The 16410-nt window shown below is 39.9% G+C and carries 17 protein-coding genes and 1 pseudogene; 9 read left to right on the top strand and 9 right to left on the bottom strand.

Annotated elements, in window-relative coordinates:
* Nucleotides 1-36: 36 nt before the first annotated feature.
* Nucleotides 37-540, bottom strand: a complete 504-nt coding sequence (locus tag DK924_RS18865; RefSeq protein WP_258306450.1) for a hypothetical protein — start codon at nt 538-540, stop codon at nt 37-39.
* Between the two features lie 348 nt (nt 541-888).
* On the opposite strand from DK924_RS18865, the gene DK924_RS09670 reads away from it, so the two are divergent.
* Complete coding sequence (locus DK924_RS09670; RefSeq protein ID WP_090495266.1) at nt 889-1332, top strand: N-acetyltransferase; 444 nt, start codon at nt 889-891, stop codon at nt 1330-1332.
* A 38-nt stretch (nt 1333-1370) separates the two neighbouring features.
* On the opposite strand, the gene DK924_RS09675 is transcribed toward DK924_RS09670, so the two are convergent.
* Nucleotides 1371-1790, bottom strand: coding sequence for a hypothetical protein (locus DK924_RS09675; RefSeq protein ID WP_109875021.1), 420 nt, complete (start codon nt 1788-1790; stop codon nt 1371-1373).
* A gap of 153 nt (nt 1791-1943) precedes the next feature.
* Here DK924_RS09675 and DK924_RS09680 point away from each other — a divergent pair.
* Nucleotides 1944-2678, top strand: a pseudogene (locus DK924_RS09680) (ChaN family lipoprotein); the annotation flags it as partial.
* Here DK924_RS09680 and DK924_RS18925 read toward each other — a convergent pair.
* The 6 genes from DK924_RS18925 to DK924_RS09705 all read right to left on the bottom strand — a co-directional run bounded on the left by DK924_RS18925 (nt 2646) and on the right by DK924_RS09705 (nt 6745).
* Nucleotides 2646-2720 (bottom strand): hypothetical protein, encoded by a 75-nt coding sequence (locus tag DK924_RS18925; protein WP_375231855.1) that lies wholly within the window; start codon nt 2718-2720, stop codon nt 2646-2648. The pseudogene DK924_RS09680 and the gene DK924_RS18925 sit on opposite strands and share 33 nt — an antisense overlap.
* Before the next feature lie 195 nt (nt 2721-2915).
* Complete coding sequence (azu, locus tag DK924_RS09685) at nt 2916-3365, bottom strand: azurin (protein WP_054201529.1); 450 nt, start codon at nt 3363-3365, stop codon at nt 2916-2918.
* Nucleotides 3362-4105 (bottom strand): HugZ family protein, encoded by a 744-nt coding sequence (locus tag DK924_RS09690; RefSeq protein WP_054201528.1) that lies wholly within the window; start codon nt 4103-4105, stop codon nt 3362-3364. The genes azu and DK924_RS09690 overlap by 4 nt, the downstream gene beginning before the upstream one ends.
* A complete protein-coding gene (locus DK924_RS09695; protein ID WP_109875023.1) occupies nt 4102-4890 on the bottom strand; it encodes a heme ABC transporter ATP-binding protein in 789 nt (262 codons plus the stop codon). The genes DK924_RS09690 and DK924_RS09695 overlap by 4 nt, the downstream gene beginning before the upstream one ends.
* Nucleotides 4887-5939: an iron ABC transporter permease gene (locus tag DK924_RS09700; RefSeq protein WP_109875024.1), complete on the bottom strand. Its 1053-nt coding sequence runs from the start codon at nt 5937-5939 to the stop codon at nt 4887-4889. The genes DK924_RS09695 and DK924_RS09700 overlap by 4 nt, the downstream gene beginning before the upstream one ends.
* Nucleotides 5936-6745, bottom strand: a complete 810-nt coding sequence (locus DK924_RS09705) for a hemin ABC transporter substrate-binding protein (RefSeq protein ID WP_109875025.1) — start codon at nt 6743-6745, stop codon at nt 5936-5938. The genes DK924_RS09700 and DK924_RS09705 overlap by 4 nt, the downstream gene beginning before the upstream one ends.
* Before the next feature lie 137 nt (nt 6746-6882).
* On the opposite strand from DK924_RS09705, the gene DK924_RS09710 reads away from it, so the two are divergent.
* On the top strand, nt 6883-8964 hold the full coding sequence (locus tag DK924_RS09710; protein WP_109875026.1) for a TonB-dependent hemoglobin/transferrin/lactoferrin family receptor: 2082 nt from the start codon (nt 6883-6885) through the stop codon (nt 8962-8964).
* Between the two features lie 205 nt (nt 8965-9169).
* On the opposite strand, the gene DK924_RS09715 is transcribed toward DK924_RS09710, so the two are convergent.
* Nucleotides 9170-11245, bottom strand: a complete 2076-nt coding sequence (locus tag DK924_RS09715; RefSeq protein WP_109875027.1) for a TonB-dependent siderophore receptor — start codon at nt 11243-11245, stop codon at nt 9170-9172.
* A 162-nt stretch (nt 11246-11407) separates the two neighbouring features.
* Here DK924_RS09715 and DK924_RS09720 point away from each other — a divergent pair, with 162 nt between their 5' ends.
* From DK924_RS09720 to DK924_RS09745, 6 genes are all read left to right on the top strand, one after another.
* A complete protein-coding gene (locus DK924_RS09720; RefSeq protein ID WP_010388742.1) occupies nt 11408-12034 on the top strand; it encodes a fused MFS/spermidine synthase in 627 nt (208 codons plus the stop codon).
* Nucleotides 12021-12917, top strand: coding sequence for a spermidine synthase (locus tag DK924_RS09725; protein ID WP_036955522.1), 897 nt, complete (start codon nt 12021-12023; stop codon nt 12915-12917). The genes DK924_RS09720 and DK924_RS09725 overlap by 14 nt, the downstream gene beginning before the upstream one ends.
* Nucleotides 12918-13000: 83 nt before the next feature.
* Nucleotides 13001-13714, top strand: coding sequence for a type 1 glutamine amidotransferase (locus tag DK924_RS09730; protein ID WP_109875028.1), 714 nt, complete (start codon nt 13001-13003; stop codon nt 13712-13714).
* A 90-nt stretch (nt 13715-13804) separates the two neighbouring features.
* Complete coding sequence (locus tag DK924_RS09735) at nt 13805-14281, top strand: MarR family winged helix-turn-helix transcriptional regulator (protein WP_076922550.1); 477 nt, start codon at nt 13805-13807, stop codon at nt 14279-14281.
* 2 nt (nt 14282-14283) lie between these two features.
* Entirely contained in the window at nt 14284-15348 is a 1065-nt protein-coding gene (locus tag DK924_RS09740; RefSeq protein ID WP_109875029.1) for an HlyD family secretion protein, read from the top strand.
* An 11-nt stretch (nt 15349-15359) separates the two neighbouring features.
* On the top strand, nt 15360-16409 hold the full coding sequence (locus DK924_RS09745) for a DUF2955 domain-containing protein (protein WP_109875030.1): 1050 nt from the start codon (nt 15360-15362) through the stop codon (nt 16407-16409).
* Nucleotide 16410: the final 1 nt, after the last annotated feature.

Consider the following 16410-nt stretch of genomic DNA (forward strand, 5'->3'; position numbering starts at 1 on the left):
TTACAATCATTGGGTAATCAGCATTAAGAGATAAGCTTAGTGGTGGCGCACCTTTGCGAACATGTATACCAAGAGAGATAGCTCGCCCACCAGGACCAACAATAAAGCTTCACAATTAGGAAAAGCATCGCCAGTGATATAAGTAACTATATCCATGTGACCGCTAACAGTATCAATGTCTATAATAATTTTATACTTAACATTTAAAGTTGGCACGTATGAAAAGTCTAATCTTTCTTGCATCTGAGGTGAGCCAGGCATTGCGTGATTAACTCCCCCGTATTGGCCGTCTAACCGATACTGATAAATACTATTATTAGTTGGAGGTTTTTCTTTGAGGGTAACACGCCCTTTTGGTGCTAGGTTACCAGAATATATTCTTTTCTTATCTTCCCACGGTGCTTTTGATGGATCTGATATTGTATCAATAGAACTAATTTTACTATTTTTTGTAGAAAGCCGTAGACGATGCCAAATCCTTGAGGTCGTAGGTTTAATACCACTAGGTTTTAGAGAAAACCCTCGATTTATCTCCTTCAAACATTGGTCCAGACCAGCCAAAGTCTTTTTCAGGGTGAAATGAGCGTATATTAATTCCGTAGTTTGCTAATTGAATAGCCATAACCTTAATTCCATTTATTGATAATTAAAAATCCGTTTCGATAATAGTAACACCAGCTTAAGAGCATAACAATTCTGTAAAAGCTTCAAAAGCACAGTATTATTGTTTGTTATCAATAAAGAATTACACGTGTCATATACACAAAGCCGCAGTATTTATTACTGTGGTTTTGTGCCTAAAAAGAATACATTGCCTAGATATGTTAGTGCTGATAACGTGATAAAACAAAACTACTTATAACTCCATGTTTTAAATTAAGGACAATAATGAACATTTCATTGGAAGATGTCACCTCTGCTAATTACGAAGAGGTATGCGATTTAGACGTTACAAAAGCGCAACAAGAATACGTAGCGTGTAATATGTGGTCGCTTGTTGAGTCTCATTATAATGTTGGGTATACCTGTAAAGCTATTTACCAAAATAATGAGCCTGTAGGCTTTTTTATGTGGGTACAAGAAACCCTTACAAAAGTTTCTATTTGGCGTTTTATGGTAGATGAACATCATCAAAATAAAGGTATTGGCCGCCAAGCATTATTAATGGCAATTGCAGAGATTAAAACGACTTCTAAGCTTGAACAAATCGAGATTTGTTATAACCCGCAAAACCCTGTAGCTAAGGATTTTTATTCTAGTTTTGGGTTTGAAGAAGTTGGCCTAGATGAAGACGAAGAAGATATGTTAGCCATTATTAATATAAAAAGTTAACCCAATTTTGTTTAGCGCGTTGCTTATTGCCATAAAAATTAGTGCTTAGTAAGGTGTGGAGGATGTTGCAGTGCTAATTTTTTTAGCTGTGTAATGCATGAAAGCGCTAAGTCATGATATTCATCATCGCTATACAATATCTCGTTTAGCAGATTAATAGATTGTATGAGTGCATTGTGCGCAGCACTTTGTTCGTCTAAAAAGTGAAGTGTGGAATAAAGGCGCTCTGTAAGTGAGGTAATTTGTATGATTTGCTGTTTATTCGCACAGTTATACATTTGAGCTAATAAGGACGCACTTTCAAGTGCACACCCCAAATACGGCAATGCTTGTGCAAATTGGTATCGTTTAAACAGCGCTTCGCCACTTAGCTGCGCATTTTGAATATCTATAATTGCTTGGTCTGGTTGACATAAAACATGTTGTTTGTGTCGAGCACATAAAAAAGGTAAGGCCATGGGACGTTCCATATCTGTATATTTTTTAAGACTGTAAAACAGAAATCTTAAAACATCAAATGATAATTGTTTTTATTTGCATTTATAGGTTTAAAGCAGTTTGTTGTGTATACTAACTTCATTGTTTTGATTCTTATTTTTATAAAAACCGATATGAAAAACCTATTTTTAGCACTTGTTTTACTCAGTGGATTATCAGGCTGCAGTACAAACACAGTATCAATATCTCAAAATTCATCCTTGTATAATTACGGGCTTTATAATGCAAATGGCCAGCGAGTTAATTCAATATTGTCAGAATCCACGCTTTTGAATGCCGATATTGTTTTAGTCGGTGAATGGCATACACACCCCGGTGTGCACTTATTTCAGGCTGAGCTGTTTCAGCAATTAAGCACGCAAAATAAGCCTATTGCTCTATCGCTTGAGCAATTTAGCCGCGCTGATCAGCAAACACTAAACCTTTATCTTGAGAGTAAAATAGGTGAACAATACCTAATTGATAACACTAAGGCTTGGCCTAATTATAAGAGCGATTATCGTGCGTTAGTGGAATTGGCGAAGATACAAAATAGCGATGTAATAGCTGCAAATGCGCCTAAACATATTGTTACCTGTATTGGTCGCCAAGGTATTAATTATATTAATAAACTCGACCCACAACAGCGTAGTTTTATTGCAAAAGAGATAGATACTTCTCCAAGCCTTTATAAAGAACGCTTTATGCAATCCATGCATCATGGAACGGCGAGTAAAAACGAAAAACTTTACGCCGCGCAAGTTACTTGGGACGAAACCATGGCTGAGTCTATCGTTAACTATATTAGTGAAAATAAGGGCACACAGGTTATACATTTAGCCGGTGATTTTCATGTGAGAAATGGTGAAGGCATAGCGCGGGTAATTAAGCGAATTGCACCAGAGCTTAATGTTGTATGGGTTTCGCCAGTATCAAAAGTACAATCTGAGCAAAGTGGTTATCAATTAGAAGTTAACGCTTTGCCTGCTCGCTATGTGCAAAAAGCACATCAACAAGCTGCATTTAAAGCTTTAGCCAAACGAGGGGAGAAAACACAGTGCCAATAATAGGTTGGCACTGTGTTTGTGTAATACACTTTTTAATATTTACTTAAGCGTAAATGTGCCTTTCATCATGGCGTAATGGCCAGGAAAAGAGCAAAAGAAAGTGTAATCGGTTCCGGCGGTTAAGCCGCTGGTTTTAAAAGTAACTTCGGTTGTTTTACCGCCGCCAATAATGTCTGTAGCACCAATCACGCGACTATCATTAGGCTTTATGTAGTGGTTGCTAAGCCCTGCAGCGTTGCCATCTGTGATGATACCTTGCATGTTTTGCTCAGTAGATAGCACCCAGTTATGGCCCATTACATTAGCAGGTAATTTACCGGTGTGACTAAGTTGAACGGTCACTTGCTTACAGCTTTTAGGGGCGCTTAGTGTTTTAGTTGAAAACTGCATCATATCGTTTGCATCTATATTTAGTGTGCATTCGTCTGCATATGCTGTATTGGCACTCAGTAGCAGTGTAGTGCTGAGTAAGGCTATTAATTTTTTCATACTGTCTCCGCTAGTTGGTTTGAGCTGTTTCGAGCTTGGTTTGTTAAGGCTACAAGTGCTTTTCGCACGGCTAATGGGCTATCGCACTCGTTCACAAAATTAATAAAGTAATTACGCTTGTGGCTTTGTATATAAAAGCCTGTGGGTAGTAGGCCGCTCATTATTGGGGTGTTATCGGCTACGTTATAGTGCTGCATTAATATCAGCGACATAGCATCTTGATGATCTTCATTCATATGAGTGATCATGCTTTGCTGCTGGCTTTCATCCCACTTTTTAGGCTGAGCTTGCCACTCGTTTTGCTCAAGCCAAAATATTTTTCCAAAACCGCCAATATAACGCACCCGTACTACATCTAATTGCCAAAGCTGAAAATCATGCGCATTGCGATAGCTTGCAGCCTCAGGATACAAAGCTATATATTTATCAAGTAGTACTTCGCTTTGCTCTTTTGCCACAATAGAGCCATCACCTACGAGTGTTACTCGCCCATGTTCGTTTTGATCGCCATAATCGGCGGCATCAAAAATAGTCAGACTCATGCGTGAGTCCTGTTTTAAATTTTTGGTATGCTGAGCTATGTCACTAATAAAAAAGTAGATGCGACCTTGTTCGTCACACATATAAGGTGTAACAGAGCCAAACGGATAGCCGCGTAAATTATTTGAAATGGTCGACATTACGCCGGCATGGGTTTTAAAAACGAGCGTACGTGCGTCGTTTAATGCTTGCTCTCTCATGAAAACTCCTGACGTTGAGAAAAAACCATGGGCGCATCGTTATAAGGATGAGGGTTAACGTGCAATTTCATGGCGTACATTTGTTGTAAGTTTTGTGCTGTTAAAACGGTATTTATAGACCCGCTTTGCAGCACTTTTTGGTTGTGTAATAAAATAGCGTTGGTTGCATAAAGGCTTGCTAAATTAAGATCGTGTATAGCAATAATGGCGCTGTTTCCTTGCTCTACAAAGGTTCTAACACAGCTAAGTAAAGTATGTTGATGACGCATATCTAGCGCTGATGTTGGCTCATCGAGCAACATTAATTTAGGCCCCGTTTGCGCAGTAAAAGCATCTAACTGGGCTAATGTGCGCGCCATATGAACACGCTGTTGTTCGCCGCCCGAAAGCGCACTCATTCGACGTGTTAGGTAATGGGTTAAATCCATAAGTGAGGCATATTTTTGAACTTTATTGGCTTGTGTTTTAAGAGACTCTGTATAGGGATAGCGACCCATAGCAATGAGTTCAAATACACTAAAATCAAAGCCAACATGGTTACTTTGCATCATTACAGCGCGCTTGCTAGCTAATTGCTCTTTAGAAAATGAATGCAAAGGTTTGGTATTAAATAGTATATCTCCCTCAAAGGGATGCATGCCTGCCAAAGTATGCAGTAAGGTCGATTTACCTGCGCCATTTTCGCCTATCAGTGCGACAAGTTGTCCTGCTTGGATATTGCCGCTAATACCCTCTAAAACACGATGGGTGTTAAAGCCTATATTGAGTTTGTTAAACGTGATCATGACCAATCTCGCTTATTTTTAATGATCAAATATATAAATAGTGGAGCGCCAAGTAACGCCGTTATAATGCCAATTGGCAGCTCCGCAGGCATAACAACTAAGCGTGCCAACCAATCTGAAAGTAGCAACACAATCACACCTAAAAGCATACAAAGTGGCAGCATAATTCGTAAATGTGGCCCAACCATGAGGCGTGCGATGTGAGGAACAACTAAACCAACAAAGCCAATTAAACCTGTTAGCGCAACTACCGCACCTACGCCCAATGCCACTAATATAATGACGTATAATTTAAGCTTGCTGGTATCGACACCTAAGTATTGAGCTTGTGATTCACCAATAAGAAGTAGATTCATTGGCTCTTTTAATCGCCATAGCCCGATAAGGCTCAGTAAAAGCAAAGGACTCGCTTGTTTTATATTATCCCAACTCGCACCGCCTAATGAGCCCATGGTCCAATAGTTAATTAACCGCAGTGCGCTGTCATCAGCATAAAAACTTAATAACCCAATAACAGCAAATGCCAATGCATTAATAGCGACACCGACTAATATAAGCGTATTTATATTAATTTGTTTTTGTTGTTTTGAGACTAAATATACTAGCGACGTTACTGATAATGCGCCCAAAAATGAGGCATAAGGTAAGTAGTGTTGAGCGTTAAAATTAAACTGTGCACTAAGCGCAATAAAAGCCACCGCAACCATTGCAGCGCCTGCGCTTATACCAATAATAGAGGGATCAGCAAGCGGGTTACGACACAGCGCTTGGGTTGCAGCCCCTGTTTGTGCAAGTACTAAACCCACCATCACTGCAAGGACAAAACGAGGCAGGCGTATTTGTGTAACCACATTGATTTGTAGCGCATCAAATTGACTAAAATGTTCAGGAGCTAGCCATGCAATAGCTAAGCGCCAATCCCATCCTGCGGCCCCATAGCCTATGCTAAGTAATGCTAAAGCAAAAATGCAGCCATAACTTAATAGCATCCACTTATGCGGGTTACTCAGTGTTATGGCGTTAAAACGATTCAAAGTTAACGTGCTCATAAGCGTGTTTTATACTCATGCAATGCTTGAATCGCAGTTGCAATACGCGGCGACATGCCCAGTGAAAGTAAGCTGTCCATGACCAGTAACTGACACTCTTGCGCTGCTTTTAATAAACGAAGTGTAGGTTGTTTACAAAAGGCTTGTTTCCCACCAAGGCTTTGCACAACATGCGCTGGCGCCACTAAAAAATCGGGCTGACTTACAGCCAGTACTTCACTGTTAATTGCTTTAAAGCCTGTATGCGTAGCAGCTATATTGGTAATGCCCGCATAATTAAACAGCAAGTTGGGCACCGTTTCTTGTCCTGCTGCGACGAGCCCACGCTCATTAGCTGAAAGTAAAAACAAAGCGTTGTGAGTCTGTGTTTTTGCTTTAGTAGGTAACGATTTTTTTATTTTAGTAATTAGGTTTTGAGCTTTTAGGTTTGCATCTAAATCACTACCAAGGTGCTTAATTAGCTCAAGTAGTTCATTTACAGAAGTCGGTTTTTTATAGTGAAGAACCTTCACTCCGGTCGCTTCTATTTGCTTGAGCGCCTGCTCTCTTCCTGCACCTTCAAGTGCAAGTAACGTAGTTGGGCGCATTGAAAGCACTCCCTCAGCGGCTAGGTCTCGATAGTAACCTACCTGTGGCAACTGTGTAGCTTGTTGCGGATACATACTTGATTGGTCAACCGCGACTAAACTATTTTGTTTTTCTAGTGCGTAGATTATTTCAGTTAATGTGCCGCCAGCACTGATCACACGCTCTTTCGCGAGTGCTGATTGAGTGGCTAAAGCCAGAAAAAAAATTAGGTACTTCATAATAAACTCCGATTTTATTTTTTAGTATTATAACCACTTTAATCTAAATGAAAATGATTATCATAATCAATTGATCTTATTTTGGGTTAGTTGTACCATTTAAAAGTAAATAATAACTATTATCATTTGGAGTGGAGATGAATCCCTTTTCTTTTAAATTTACAGCATTAGCCTCTTTGTTAATTAGCTCTGGTAGCGCATTGGCCGAAAATGTTATTGACGATCATATTGTGGTTAGTGGCTCTCGTTTTGAACAAAAGCTTGAAGATGTGACTGGCTCAGTAACGGTTATTACCGAACAAGATATTGAGCGTCAGCTCGCTGTAGATTTACAAACTATGTTTAAATACGATCCAAGTATCTCAAGTACTGGCAGTGGCGCAGGCGCGCAAACATTAACTGTACGGGGTGTTGGTGGCAACAGAGTTGTTTTTATTAAAGATGGAAGACGCACAAACGATGGCTACGCTGGCGGCGGCGGTTATTTAGTGGGTCGAAACTACTTTGATGTTGCGGGTGTTAAACAAGTTGAAGTTGCAAAAGGGGCGGCATCATCGCTATACGGTTCTGATGCACTAGGGGGAATTGTAGTAATAACAACTAAAGACCCGAGTGATTATTTAGTGGATCAACAAAGCTTTGTAAAAGTAGCGTTAGGTTATCAAGGCCAAAGTAATCAGGTTGCTGCTGATATTACAGCAGCAAAAGATTTAGGTGACTTTGCTATTAGCGCTGTTTATAGCCATCGCGATAGTGAAGAAGTACAAAACTACGTTGAAGATTTACCAGGTTACGATGCCCGCTCTGATGCTTTACTGCTTAAAGTTGAGCAAAAACTTGATGAAAAGCGGACCCTTAAATATACCTTAGATTACTTTAATCAAACAACAGAGCAAGTAATCACTCCATCCATTCAAGAAACCGAAGACGAAGACACAAATATCTCATTTGCACTCGATTATGATTCAGATATGGCAACAGCTATATTTGATAAATGGTATGGGCAACTATCTTATAGTCGATACGAGCAACAAAGTGACCAAATAAGCGCAGCTAGAAATTACATCGATTATAATGACTACGGGTTTGAGCAAGATATTTTAGGCTTAAAAGCGGTATTTAGTAAGGAAGTTAAAGGAGAAAATACCGAGCATGAATTTGTCTATGGAGTAGATATTGATTTATATGATACTACTCGACCACGCTTAAAAACCCGTGTATTAAATGATGGTACTGTTGATTTTACGAATGAAAAACAAAAAGCATTTCCCGGCGCCGATACTTCTTTAGTTGGTGTATATATGCAAGACAGTATTAAATTTAACGAGACTGATTGGTCGTTAGTTGCGGGTATTCGTTACGATTATTATGCACTTGAAGCCAAAAAAGATGCGTTATACGCTGACGCCGAGCTTGATGATATTACCGAGTCTGCGTTTTCACCAAAGCTGGGTGTGATTTATCAGGTAGACGATAATTTATCTTGGTATGGGCAATATGTTCGAGGCTTTAAAATACCGCCACACGACCAAGCTTATCAAAGCCATGGTGTTGAGCCATTTTATCAAATATTACCAAACGCAGATTTAGACCCTGAAAGCAGTGACTCATTCGAGATCGGATTAAGATACGCAAGTAGCGATATTAGTGTAAATCTAAGTACTTTTTATGCTGCCTATGATGACTTTATCGAAACAACAATCGCGGGTGTTGAGCCAACTTATATTCCTAATGTAAATAAAACATTTTACCAATACCAAAATATTAGCGAAACCCAGATCAGCGGTGTAGAAGCTGGTATTGCTATGTATGTCACCGACGATATTTTATTAGAAGCCAATGTTGCTTACGTAGATGGTGAAAACAAAGACTCTGACCAGCCACTCACTAGTATTAGCCCGTTAAATGGTTCTATATTAGTAAGCACTGAGTTTGGCAATGTTAATTGGACCGCTGCTTGGCGTTTAGCTAAGGCGCAGTCTGATGTAGTACTTGATACTAATGGTAATAAAACAACACAAGGTAACGGTTATGGTGTTGTTGATTTATATGCAAATTATCAGTGGCAAGCATGGCAAATGAATGTAGGTTTACTTAACCTACTCGATAAAGAGTACGTACCGTTTGAACTCATTGCTGGTCAATCCAAAGGTACTGATTTTAGCCAATATAGCCAACCAGGACGTAATGTTTCGGCTCGGATAAGCTATCAGTTTTAATTAAAAACAAAAGCCGTATATAAACTATACGGCTTTTTTAATTGCCTTAATATCAATTGAAGAATAACTGTAAAGGGGGTTAACAGCTGTTATGCATTATACAAAACAATAAAAAAAGCGCCTTAACCACTACATTAAGACGCTTTGGATGAAAAGCTAAATAACAAAAGTCGGGTTAAAATAGCTAATCGGGACTATGAAATTGTTAGAATTGATATGCCAATGACATCTTAAATTGAGTAGGCGCACCGGGGTAAACCCATAATGCGTTGTAGCTACTTTGAGCATATTCTTCATCAAAAATATTGTTAACACTGATATTTAACTTGGTGCGCTCGGTCAAGTTTACCTGCCCAAAAATACCAACTAGTTGATAGCTCGGTAAGTTAAATGTTAAATCGGCGGCATCGCCTAAGCGCTCACTGGTGTACTGATAACTGGCACCTAGTTCTAGCTCTTTGCCAAGAACGGCCGTTTGATGGCTAAGCGTTAGATTTAAGTTATTTTTAGGCACATTGACTAATGGGCTGCCTTTTTTGATTGGCACGCCCCAATCAGCATTTATTATGTCGTTTGCCGTACTGGCATCTATATAAGCGTAAGATAAATTAAACTTTGTATCATCAGTAATATAAGTACTTAAATCGAGTTCAACACCTTTACTATTTGCTTTACCAATAGGCGCTGAAAAACCAACGTTTACAGGGTCGGCTACTAACATATTACTTTTAGTGGCATCAAATAATGCTAGGGTTCCCGTTATGCCTTGGTAGCTAAATTTAGCGCCTACTTCAAATGAGTCACTGTATTCAAAGCCAAATGGGTCGCCATTTGCATCTGTACCACTTAATGGTAAAAAGCCTTCGGAGTAGCTGCTGTATAAGGTTACAGCGTTGTTTAGTTCATATACTAAGCCTACTCGTGGACTTACCTGACTTTGTGAACTGCTTGAAAGCACACCACTTTTGGTTTCTAAAATGTCTTGATCTACGCTATCGAATCTAAGGCCAACTAATAGCTTAATTTTATCAGTCAGATCCATTTGATCTTGAACGTATATACCATAAGCATCTTGTTGTTCGTTGTTTTCGTAGAGCAAACCTACTTCAGGACGAGCAACGTTATAATTCGGCTGATAAATATCAACTGTGTAAGTGCCATTACCGCCGCGATAACGATAAAGTCCAGTTCGTAAGTCGTATTTGTATGCGTCGGCTCCTATTAATAAGTGATGGGTAATGCCTGCGGTATCAAAATGCCCACTTAGCTCAAATTTAAGGCTAGTATCATCAACTTCATAATCGCGGTAGCGCTGTTGGCGGGTAAGTGTGCGGCCATCATCGAATAATGATTGGCGCGAGGGTGCAAGTTCAGCATCAGACGAAAACCCAGTTAGTGTTGAGCTGCGGTAGTTTGCGCCTACAACGAGTGACCATTCATTGTTTATATCGTGATTTAAAGTTACTTGGTGACCACGAGAATATACTTGCGTGTCACCATCGTTTGGATTGCCTAAATAGCGTGAGCTAGGAACAGTATTAAAATTATCATTAAGTACAACAACACCACGGTCAAATAGCTGGGCTAAATCAACGTATTCAAATTCATAAGTGATGCTGGTTGAAGCATTTATTTGATGATAAATAGATGGCGTAACCACCTTTTTATGGGTGTACACCTCATCGCGGTAGCTATCGCTATCTTGCCATGCGCCATTTATTCTAAATGCTGTGTTATCGTTAATGCCGTTTGTATAGTCACCTTCAACGCGATTAAAGTTATCACTACCTAAGCTAAGCTTTAGCTCACCCTGTTGCTCAAATTGAGGTTTTTTGGTCACGATATTTACTGTACCGCCGGGTTCTGAGCGCCCGTATAGTGCAGAACCTGGACCTTTTAATACTTCAATGTACTCAATGTTTGATACATCACGAGGGCCGCTGAATCCGCGTCCACCGCTAAAACCATTAATTAAGTAACCCGATGGCATGTTTTCGTTACCCGATAATCCACGAATCGAAAAGCTATCCCACAATGCGCCACTGTTATTTTTACGTGAAATACTGGCAGAAAAATCCAGCGCATCTTGTAATTGAGTTATTCCTTTTTGATCAAGTACCGCGTTATCGAGGGTTTCGATTGATTGTGGCATTTGCTTTTGAGGAATATCGCCTCGGTAAGCTTGTTTATATGTAACCGCAATTTTCTCTATTGGTTGGCTTTGGGCAATGCTTTGCGCGCTTGCACTTAAGCAGGCTAAGTAAATTAATGAGTACTTCATAAAATGCTTTTTGGTAACGTTATATTATAACTAAAACTATAACATGTGTTACTTTATAACAAAATGTTTTTTTGCGCTCTATGTGTGCGTCTAATTTTTACACTAGCGGCTATACAGCTATCACGTTAAGATGGATGAAAATAACACAATAAGAATAATATAATGTTAACAAAAACAAATGCATTAATTTACTTTTTAGCCTTTAGCAGTGGCTTTAGTATTATGGGAATAGAGCTGTTAGGTGGGCGCATTTTAGCGCCTTACTTTGGCAGTAGCGTACATATCTGGGGCAGTATTATTACGGTATTTATGCTTAGCTTATCATTCGGGTATTTACTGGGAGGGAAGCTGTCTATTCGTCATCCTTCGTTGACCAAATATGGGTTAATCTTTTTAGTTGCCAGTATTATGGTGGTGCCCATTGCTTTGTTTGCTGAGCCAATTATGGCATTTATTTTTTCGCATATTGAAGACAGCCGCTACGGCTCGTTACTCGCCTCAACCGCGTTATTTTTTATACCCACCATTATTTTAGGCATGATCTCGCCCTACTCTGTACGTTTGCTGGTTACCAATAGTGAGCGCAGCGGCCAAGTGGCTGGCGGCCTCTATTTTGTAAGTACCTTAGGCAGTGCGCTGGGCACCATTATTACCTCTTTTTATATGGTACTGGCGTTTGATGTTAACACCATTATTTTAGGTTTTGCTGGTGTGTTAGGCACGCTTGGGCTAATTGCTATTAGCTTTGATAAACTTAAAGTGCGAGAGGCCGTTTATGCACAAGCTTAAATTATTGTTTATTAGTATAATGGCGCTGCTATTTTCAGCTCATAGTATGAGTAATGTTGTGCATAAAGAGCGCTCTTTATATCGAAATTTACTCGTTGAAGAAACTGGCGATTTACGCTGTTTAAAGTTTGATGAAAAAACCCGACAAAGCAGCCAAAGTTGCATGTACATTAGCGACCCTAAAAAACTGGTATTTAATTATACTAAGTTGGCTTTTTCTAGTTTATTACTGATTGATAACCCTAAAAATGTGCTCATTATTGGTTTAGGTGGCGGTACGCTTTCTAATATGATTCATGAGCTATACCCAAAGGCACACATTGAAAATGTTGAAATAGATCCTTCGGTAATTAAAGTGGCGCGCGATTATTTTAACTTTATAGAAACCGATAACGTAACTACTAAAGTACAAGATGGGCGTATTTTTATTAAACGTGCGGCGCTTAAAAGTCAGCAATTTGATTGGATTATTTTAGATGCGTTTAATGGCGATTACATTCCTGAGCACCTACTTACAAAAGAGTTTTTTGAAGAAATAAAAAGCGTATTAGCCGAAGGCGGAATTGTTGCTGCTAACACGTTTTCATCAAGTAAACTTTATGAACATGAGTCGGCAACTTATCATGCGGTATTTGGCGATTTTATTAATGTAACAGCCAATAATAATAGTAACCGGATTATTTTAGCCGGTTATAACAAAACCCCTACAGAGCAACAAATAGCACAGCGGGTTAAGCAACTAGCTCCACTACTTGCCCCTTATGATGTGGATATAGAGGCAATTAGCCAGCGTATGTTTTTCACTAAAGATGGTAAGGACTGGCCAAGTGATACTAAGGTGCTGACTGATCAATACTCTCCAGCTAATTTACTTAACTTTTAGCGGCTGATATCACATGGTCACTTATATCCGGTGACCATTACTTTAGGGTATTATTAAAAAGATAATATTTTAAGGAAACGGCAATGTACATTCACTTTATTATTCATGAACATTTTGAAGCGCCAGGCGCTTATGAAGCTTGGGCTAAAATGAATGGCCACACGCTGTCTTATACCCGTATTTATTTAGCTGAACCCTTACCAAAACACACCGATAATATAGACTTTTTAATCATAATGGGTGGGCCACAATCGCCCGCTACATCGCTTGCAGAATGCCCTTATTTTGATAGCAAAAAAGAACAAGCCTTTATTGCCAGTGCGATCACGGCAAACAAAGTGGTGTTAGGCGTTTGTTTGGGGTCGCAATTAATTGGTGAAGCGTTAGGCGCGACTTATCAACCTAGTCCAGAAAAGGAAATTGGTAAGTTTGCAATTACCCTCACCGATGCAGGCTTGAATCATCCGTTATTTAGCCATTTTGGCAGTGAGTTTAATGTGGGGCATTGGCATAACGATATGCCTGGGCTGACTGCTACGGCCAGTATTATTGCCTATAGCGAAGGTTGTCCAAGGCAAATAGTCGCTTATAGCGATTTAGTATTTGGTTTTCAATGCCACATGGAATTGACCACCGAGGTGGTTACCCTCCTCATTGCCAACGATGATTTAACCAATGCCCATAATTACCGCTTTGTTGAACAGCCCGAAAAGCTCTTAAGTCACGACTATAACGAAATGAACAATAAGCTTTATACTTTCTTAGATAAGCTTGCCGTACACTATTTATCTAAATAATACTTATTTACGTGAAGTTAAAATGCCAATTATTTACTTAGCCTGCTAACTAATGCTAAAATTTGCTGATATTCACAAGTAAGAGTTCCTATGAGTAGCACTATTCCTTTTCATGAAACACTCGATTTAACTTTATGCGGCAATATGGGTCGAGTGCACCGCTTATGTCGAGAAGCGGTGACACTGGCGGTTGAACCCTTAGGTTTAACTCAGTCGCGCTGGACGGCGATGATTCACTTACATCATTTACCTTTAGGGGCAACACAGCAAGCGTTGGCGACCAGTTTAGGTATTGAAATGCCCTCATTAACGCGCACCATTAAGCAATTAGAGCTGCAGAATCTAGTTATTAGACAAGTTGATGAACACGATAAACGCAGTAAAAAATTGTACTTTACCGATGAAGGTATAAAGTTATTAGAACACTTAAAAGAGTTAACAAGCGATATTAAACAGCGTTTATATGCAGGTTTAAGCACGGAGCAGCTTGACGGTATGGCGCACAGTTTAGTGCAAATGGAAGAAAACGCGCGGCGTTGTATTGCAAGCTTATCTGGAGATAAATAAGTATGACACCCGATCAAAAATTTGCCCGCTACGTTAAAGTATCGCTCGTTGGTTTTATTGTTGTATTTTTCTATTATATTGTTGCCGATGTATGGCTACCGGTTACGCCACAAGCACGGGTTTACCATCCGGTTGTGCAAATATCGCCGCAAATAAACGGCCGTGTTACCGATGTATTGGTTAGTAATAACCAAACGGTTAAAGCGGGTGATGTATTATTTGAAATAGACAAAAACACTTACCAACTAGCACTTGAGCAAGCGCAGCTTGCCCTTGACGATGCCAAACTGCAAAATAAACGACTTGATACCAACGTAAAAGCGCTGGAGGCACAAATAAGTGCAGCTAACGCTAAATTGCATGAGCAGCAGCTATTAAAAAAGCGTGGCGAAACACTCTACAAACAAAACTCTATTTCGGAGCAAGAGCTTGAAAGCATTCGTGCAAATTTTGCAGCAAGCCAATCTAATTTAGCTGCCTTTGAAGCACAGTTGGCAGAAGCTGTTTTAGCGCGTGGCGATTCAGGGCAAGATAACTTAGCACTGCGCCATGCAGCAAACCAGTTAGCACAAGCTGAGCTTAATTTATCTTATACGCAAGTGCGGGCTTTAAGTGATGGCGTTGTAGCTAATTTACAGTTACTTGAGGGCTCCTATGCGGTTGCGGGTAAGCCATTACTCGCGGTTGTAGCAAAAAAAGCAGATTTGGTAGCCGATTTTCGTGAAAAGTCACTATTAAACATGCAGCCAGGCAGTTTAGCAAAAGTGGTATTTGATAGCCGACCTGGTGAAGTATTCGACGCAAAAATTGAAATATTTGAAGCGGGTGTCAGTGACGGACAACTTAGTGCGAATGGATTGCTTAGCACCACCGAAACCAGCAATCGCTGGGTTCGGGATGCGCAGCGTCAGCGTATTCATTTAGTGCTGCCAAATAACAATCAGCTTATAAATAATATGCCCAGTGGTGCGCGTGCCACTGTGCAGTTACTTCCACAATCGGCTATAGGTCAATGGTTGGGATCAGTACAGATCCGCTTTATTAGTTGGTTACATTACATTTATTAGTGGGGCGAGTAATGACACAACATGTTAGCCAAGCGCCACAACTCGATTCAAATGGTTTACGCCAAGCGCTACGGATTGCTGGCGGCTGCACTATTGGTTTTACTTTGTGCAAGTTAATGAATTGGCCCAATGGAATATTTTTTACAGTTTACCCTATGTTACTACTCGGTTTAGTGCCAAGTATTAACAAAGGCGTGATCCGTCAATTTGTTGCCAGTGCTGCCTACAGTGCGTTTATAGTGCTTATTTTACAGGGCTTATTTTCACACTTGCCGGTGTTAATGACACTCATTATTTTTGCTAGTTTTTGCGTGTTATTTTACTTAATGAGCTCTGGTGGTGCGTTTTTATTTGGTGCGTTAGGTGCGGTGAGTTTATCGATTCAGTTACATTTTGCCAGTCATGTTGATCAAGCTAGTAGCATTTACCCGCTTATTTTAAGTAATGGTGTGGCTATTTTTATTACTATTATTATTGCGCTCTTGATGCATGGCTTGTTTCCTGACGTGACAGCGCGACCCATGCGCGCTGTACCGCACAAGGATAAAGAAAGTATTCGTCACGAGGTGTTGTTATGTGCCACGGTTGCGACTTTGTCGTTTGTGGTTTTTCAGGTGCTTGATTTGCAAGATTCAATTTCGGCGCAAGCGGCATCTATTTTAATTTTATTTTCGCTGTGTTTTAAAGCGGCGGGCACCGCAAGTTGGCAACGTATTATTGGTACACTGATAGGCTGTAATGCTGCTTTAGTTGCGCAATTGTTTTTGTATAACCATACCGACGTTTTACTTTTTCCGGTGGCTATATTATGGATTTTATCTTTTATATTCAGTCGTTTTCATATTTTAGGTGGTGGTCCACCGGGGGTTGGGTTTGGGGTATTGACCACTTTTGGGATTTTATTTGGTCAGTCGTTAGGCCCTGGGCAAGATTTAATATACAGCGCCATGTATCGATTTAGCTCTGTGGCTGTTGCAGTAACAGTAAGCTTAAGCGCAGTGTATATAGTGCATCGAATCCTAAACCGATTTAGCGTCACCCGCCATCATACTTATGATTAAA

It is taken from the genome of Pseudoalteromonas sp. meg-B1, assembly GCF_003173795.1.
GTDB lineage: Bacteria > Pseudomonadota > Gammaproteobacteria > Enterobacterales > Alteromonadaceae > Pseudoalteromonas > Pseudoalteromonas undina.

Excerpts from the sequence above, each read along its gene's own strand:
- DK924_RS09670 (WP_090495266.1), top strand. The coding sequence starts at position 889 with ATGAACATTTCATTGGAAGATGTCACCTCTGCTAATTACGAAGAGGTA.
- DK924_RS09675 (WP_109875021.1), bottom strand. The coding sequence starts at position 1,790 with ATGGCCTTACCTTTTTTATGTGCTCGACACAAACAACATGTTTTATGT.
- azu (WP_054201529.1), bottom strand. The coding sequence starts at position 3,365 with ATGAAAAAATTAATAGCCTTACTCAGCACTACACTGCTACTGAGTGCC.
- DK924_RS09690 (WP_054201528.1), bottom strand. The coding sequence starts at position 4,105 with ATGAGAGAGCAAGCATTAAACGACGCACGTACGCTCGTTTTTAAAACC.
- DK924_RS09695 (WP_109875023.1), bottom strand. The coding sequence starts at position 4,890 with ATGATCACGTTTAACAAACTCAATATAGGCTTTAACACCCATCGTGTT.
- DK924_RS09700 (WP_109875024.1), bottom strand. The coding sequence starts at position 5,939 with ATGAGCACGTTAACTTTGAATCGTTTTAACGCCATAACACTGAGTAAC.
- DK924_RS09705 (WP_109875025.1), bottom strand. The coding sequence starts at position 6,745 with ATGAAGTACCTAATTTTTTTTCTGGCTTTAGCCACTCAATCAGCACTC.
- DK924_RS09710 (WP_109875026.1), top strand. The coding sequence starts at position 6,883 with ATGAATCCCTTTTCTTTTAAATTTACAGCATTAGCCTCTTTGTTAATT.
- DK924_RS09715 (WP_109875027.1), bottom strand. The coding sequence starts at position 11,245 with ATGAAGTACTCATTAATTTACTTAGCCTGCTTAAGTGCAAGCGCGCAA.
- DK924_RS09720 (WP_010388742.1), top strand. The coding sequence starts at position 11,408 with ATGTTAACAAAAACAAATGCATTAATTTACTTTTTAGCCTTTAGCAGT.
- DK924_RS09725 (WP_036955522.1), top strand. The coding sequence starts at position 12,021 with ATGCACAAGCTTAAATTATTGTTTATTAGTATAATGGCGCTGCTATTT.
- DK924_RS09730 (WP_109875028.1), top strand. The coding sequence starts at position 13,001 with ATGTACATTCACTTTATTATTCATGAACATTTTGAAGCGCCAGGCGCT.
- DK924_RS09735 (WP_076922550.1), top strand. The coding sequence starts at position 13,805 with ATGAGTAGCACTATTCCTTTTCATGAAACACTCGATTTAACTTTATGC.
- DK924_RS09740 (WP_109875029.1), top strand. The coding sequence starts at position 14,284 with ATGACACCCGATCAAAAATTTGCCCGCTACGTTAAAGTATCGCTCGTT.
- DK924_RS09745 (WP_109875030.1), top strand. The coding sequence starts at position 15,360 with ATGACACAACATGTTAGCCAAGCGCCACAACTCGATTCAAATGGTTTA.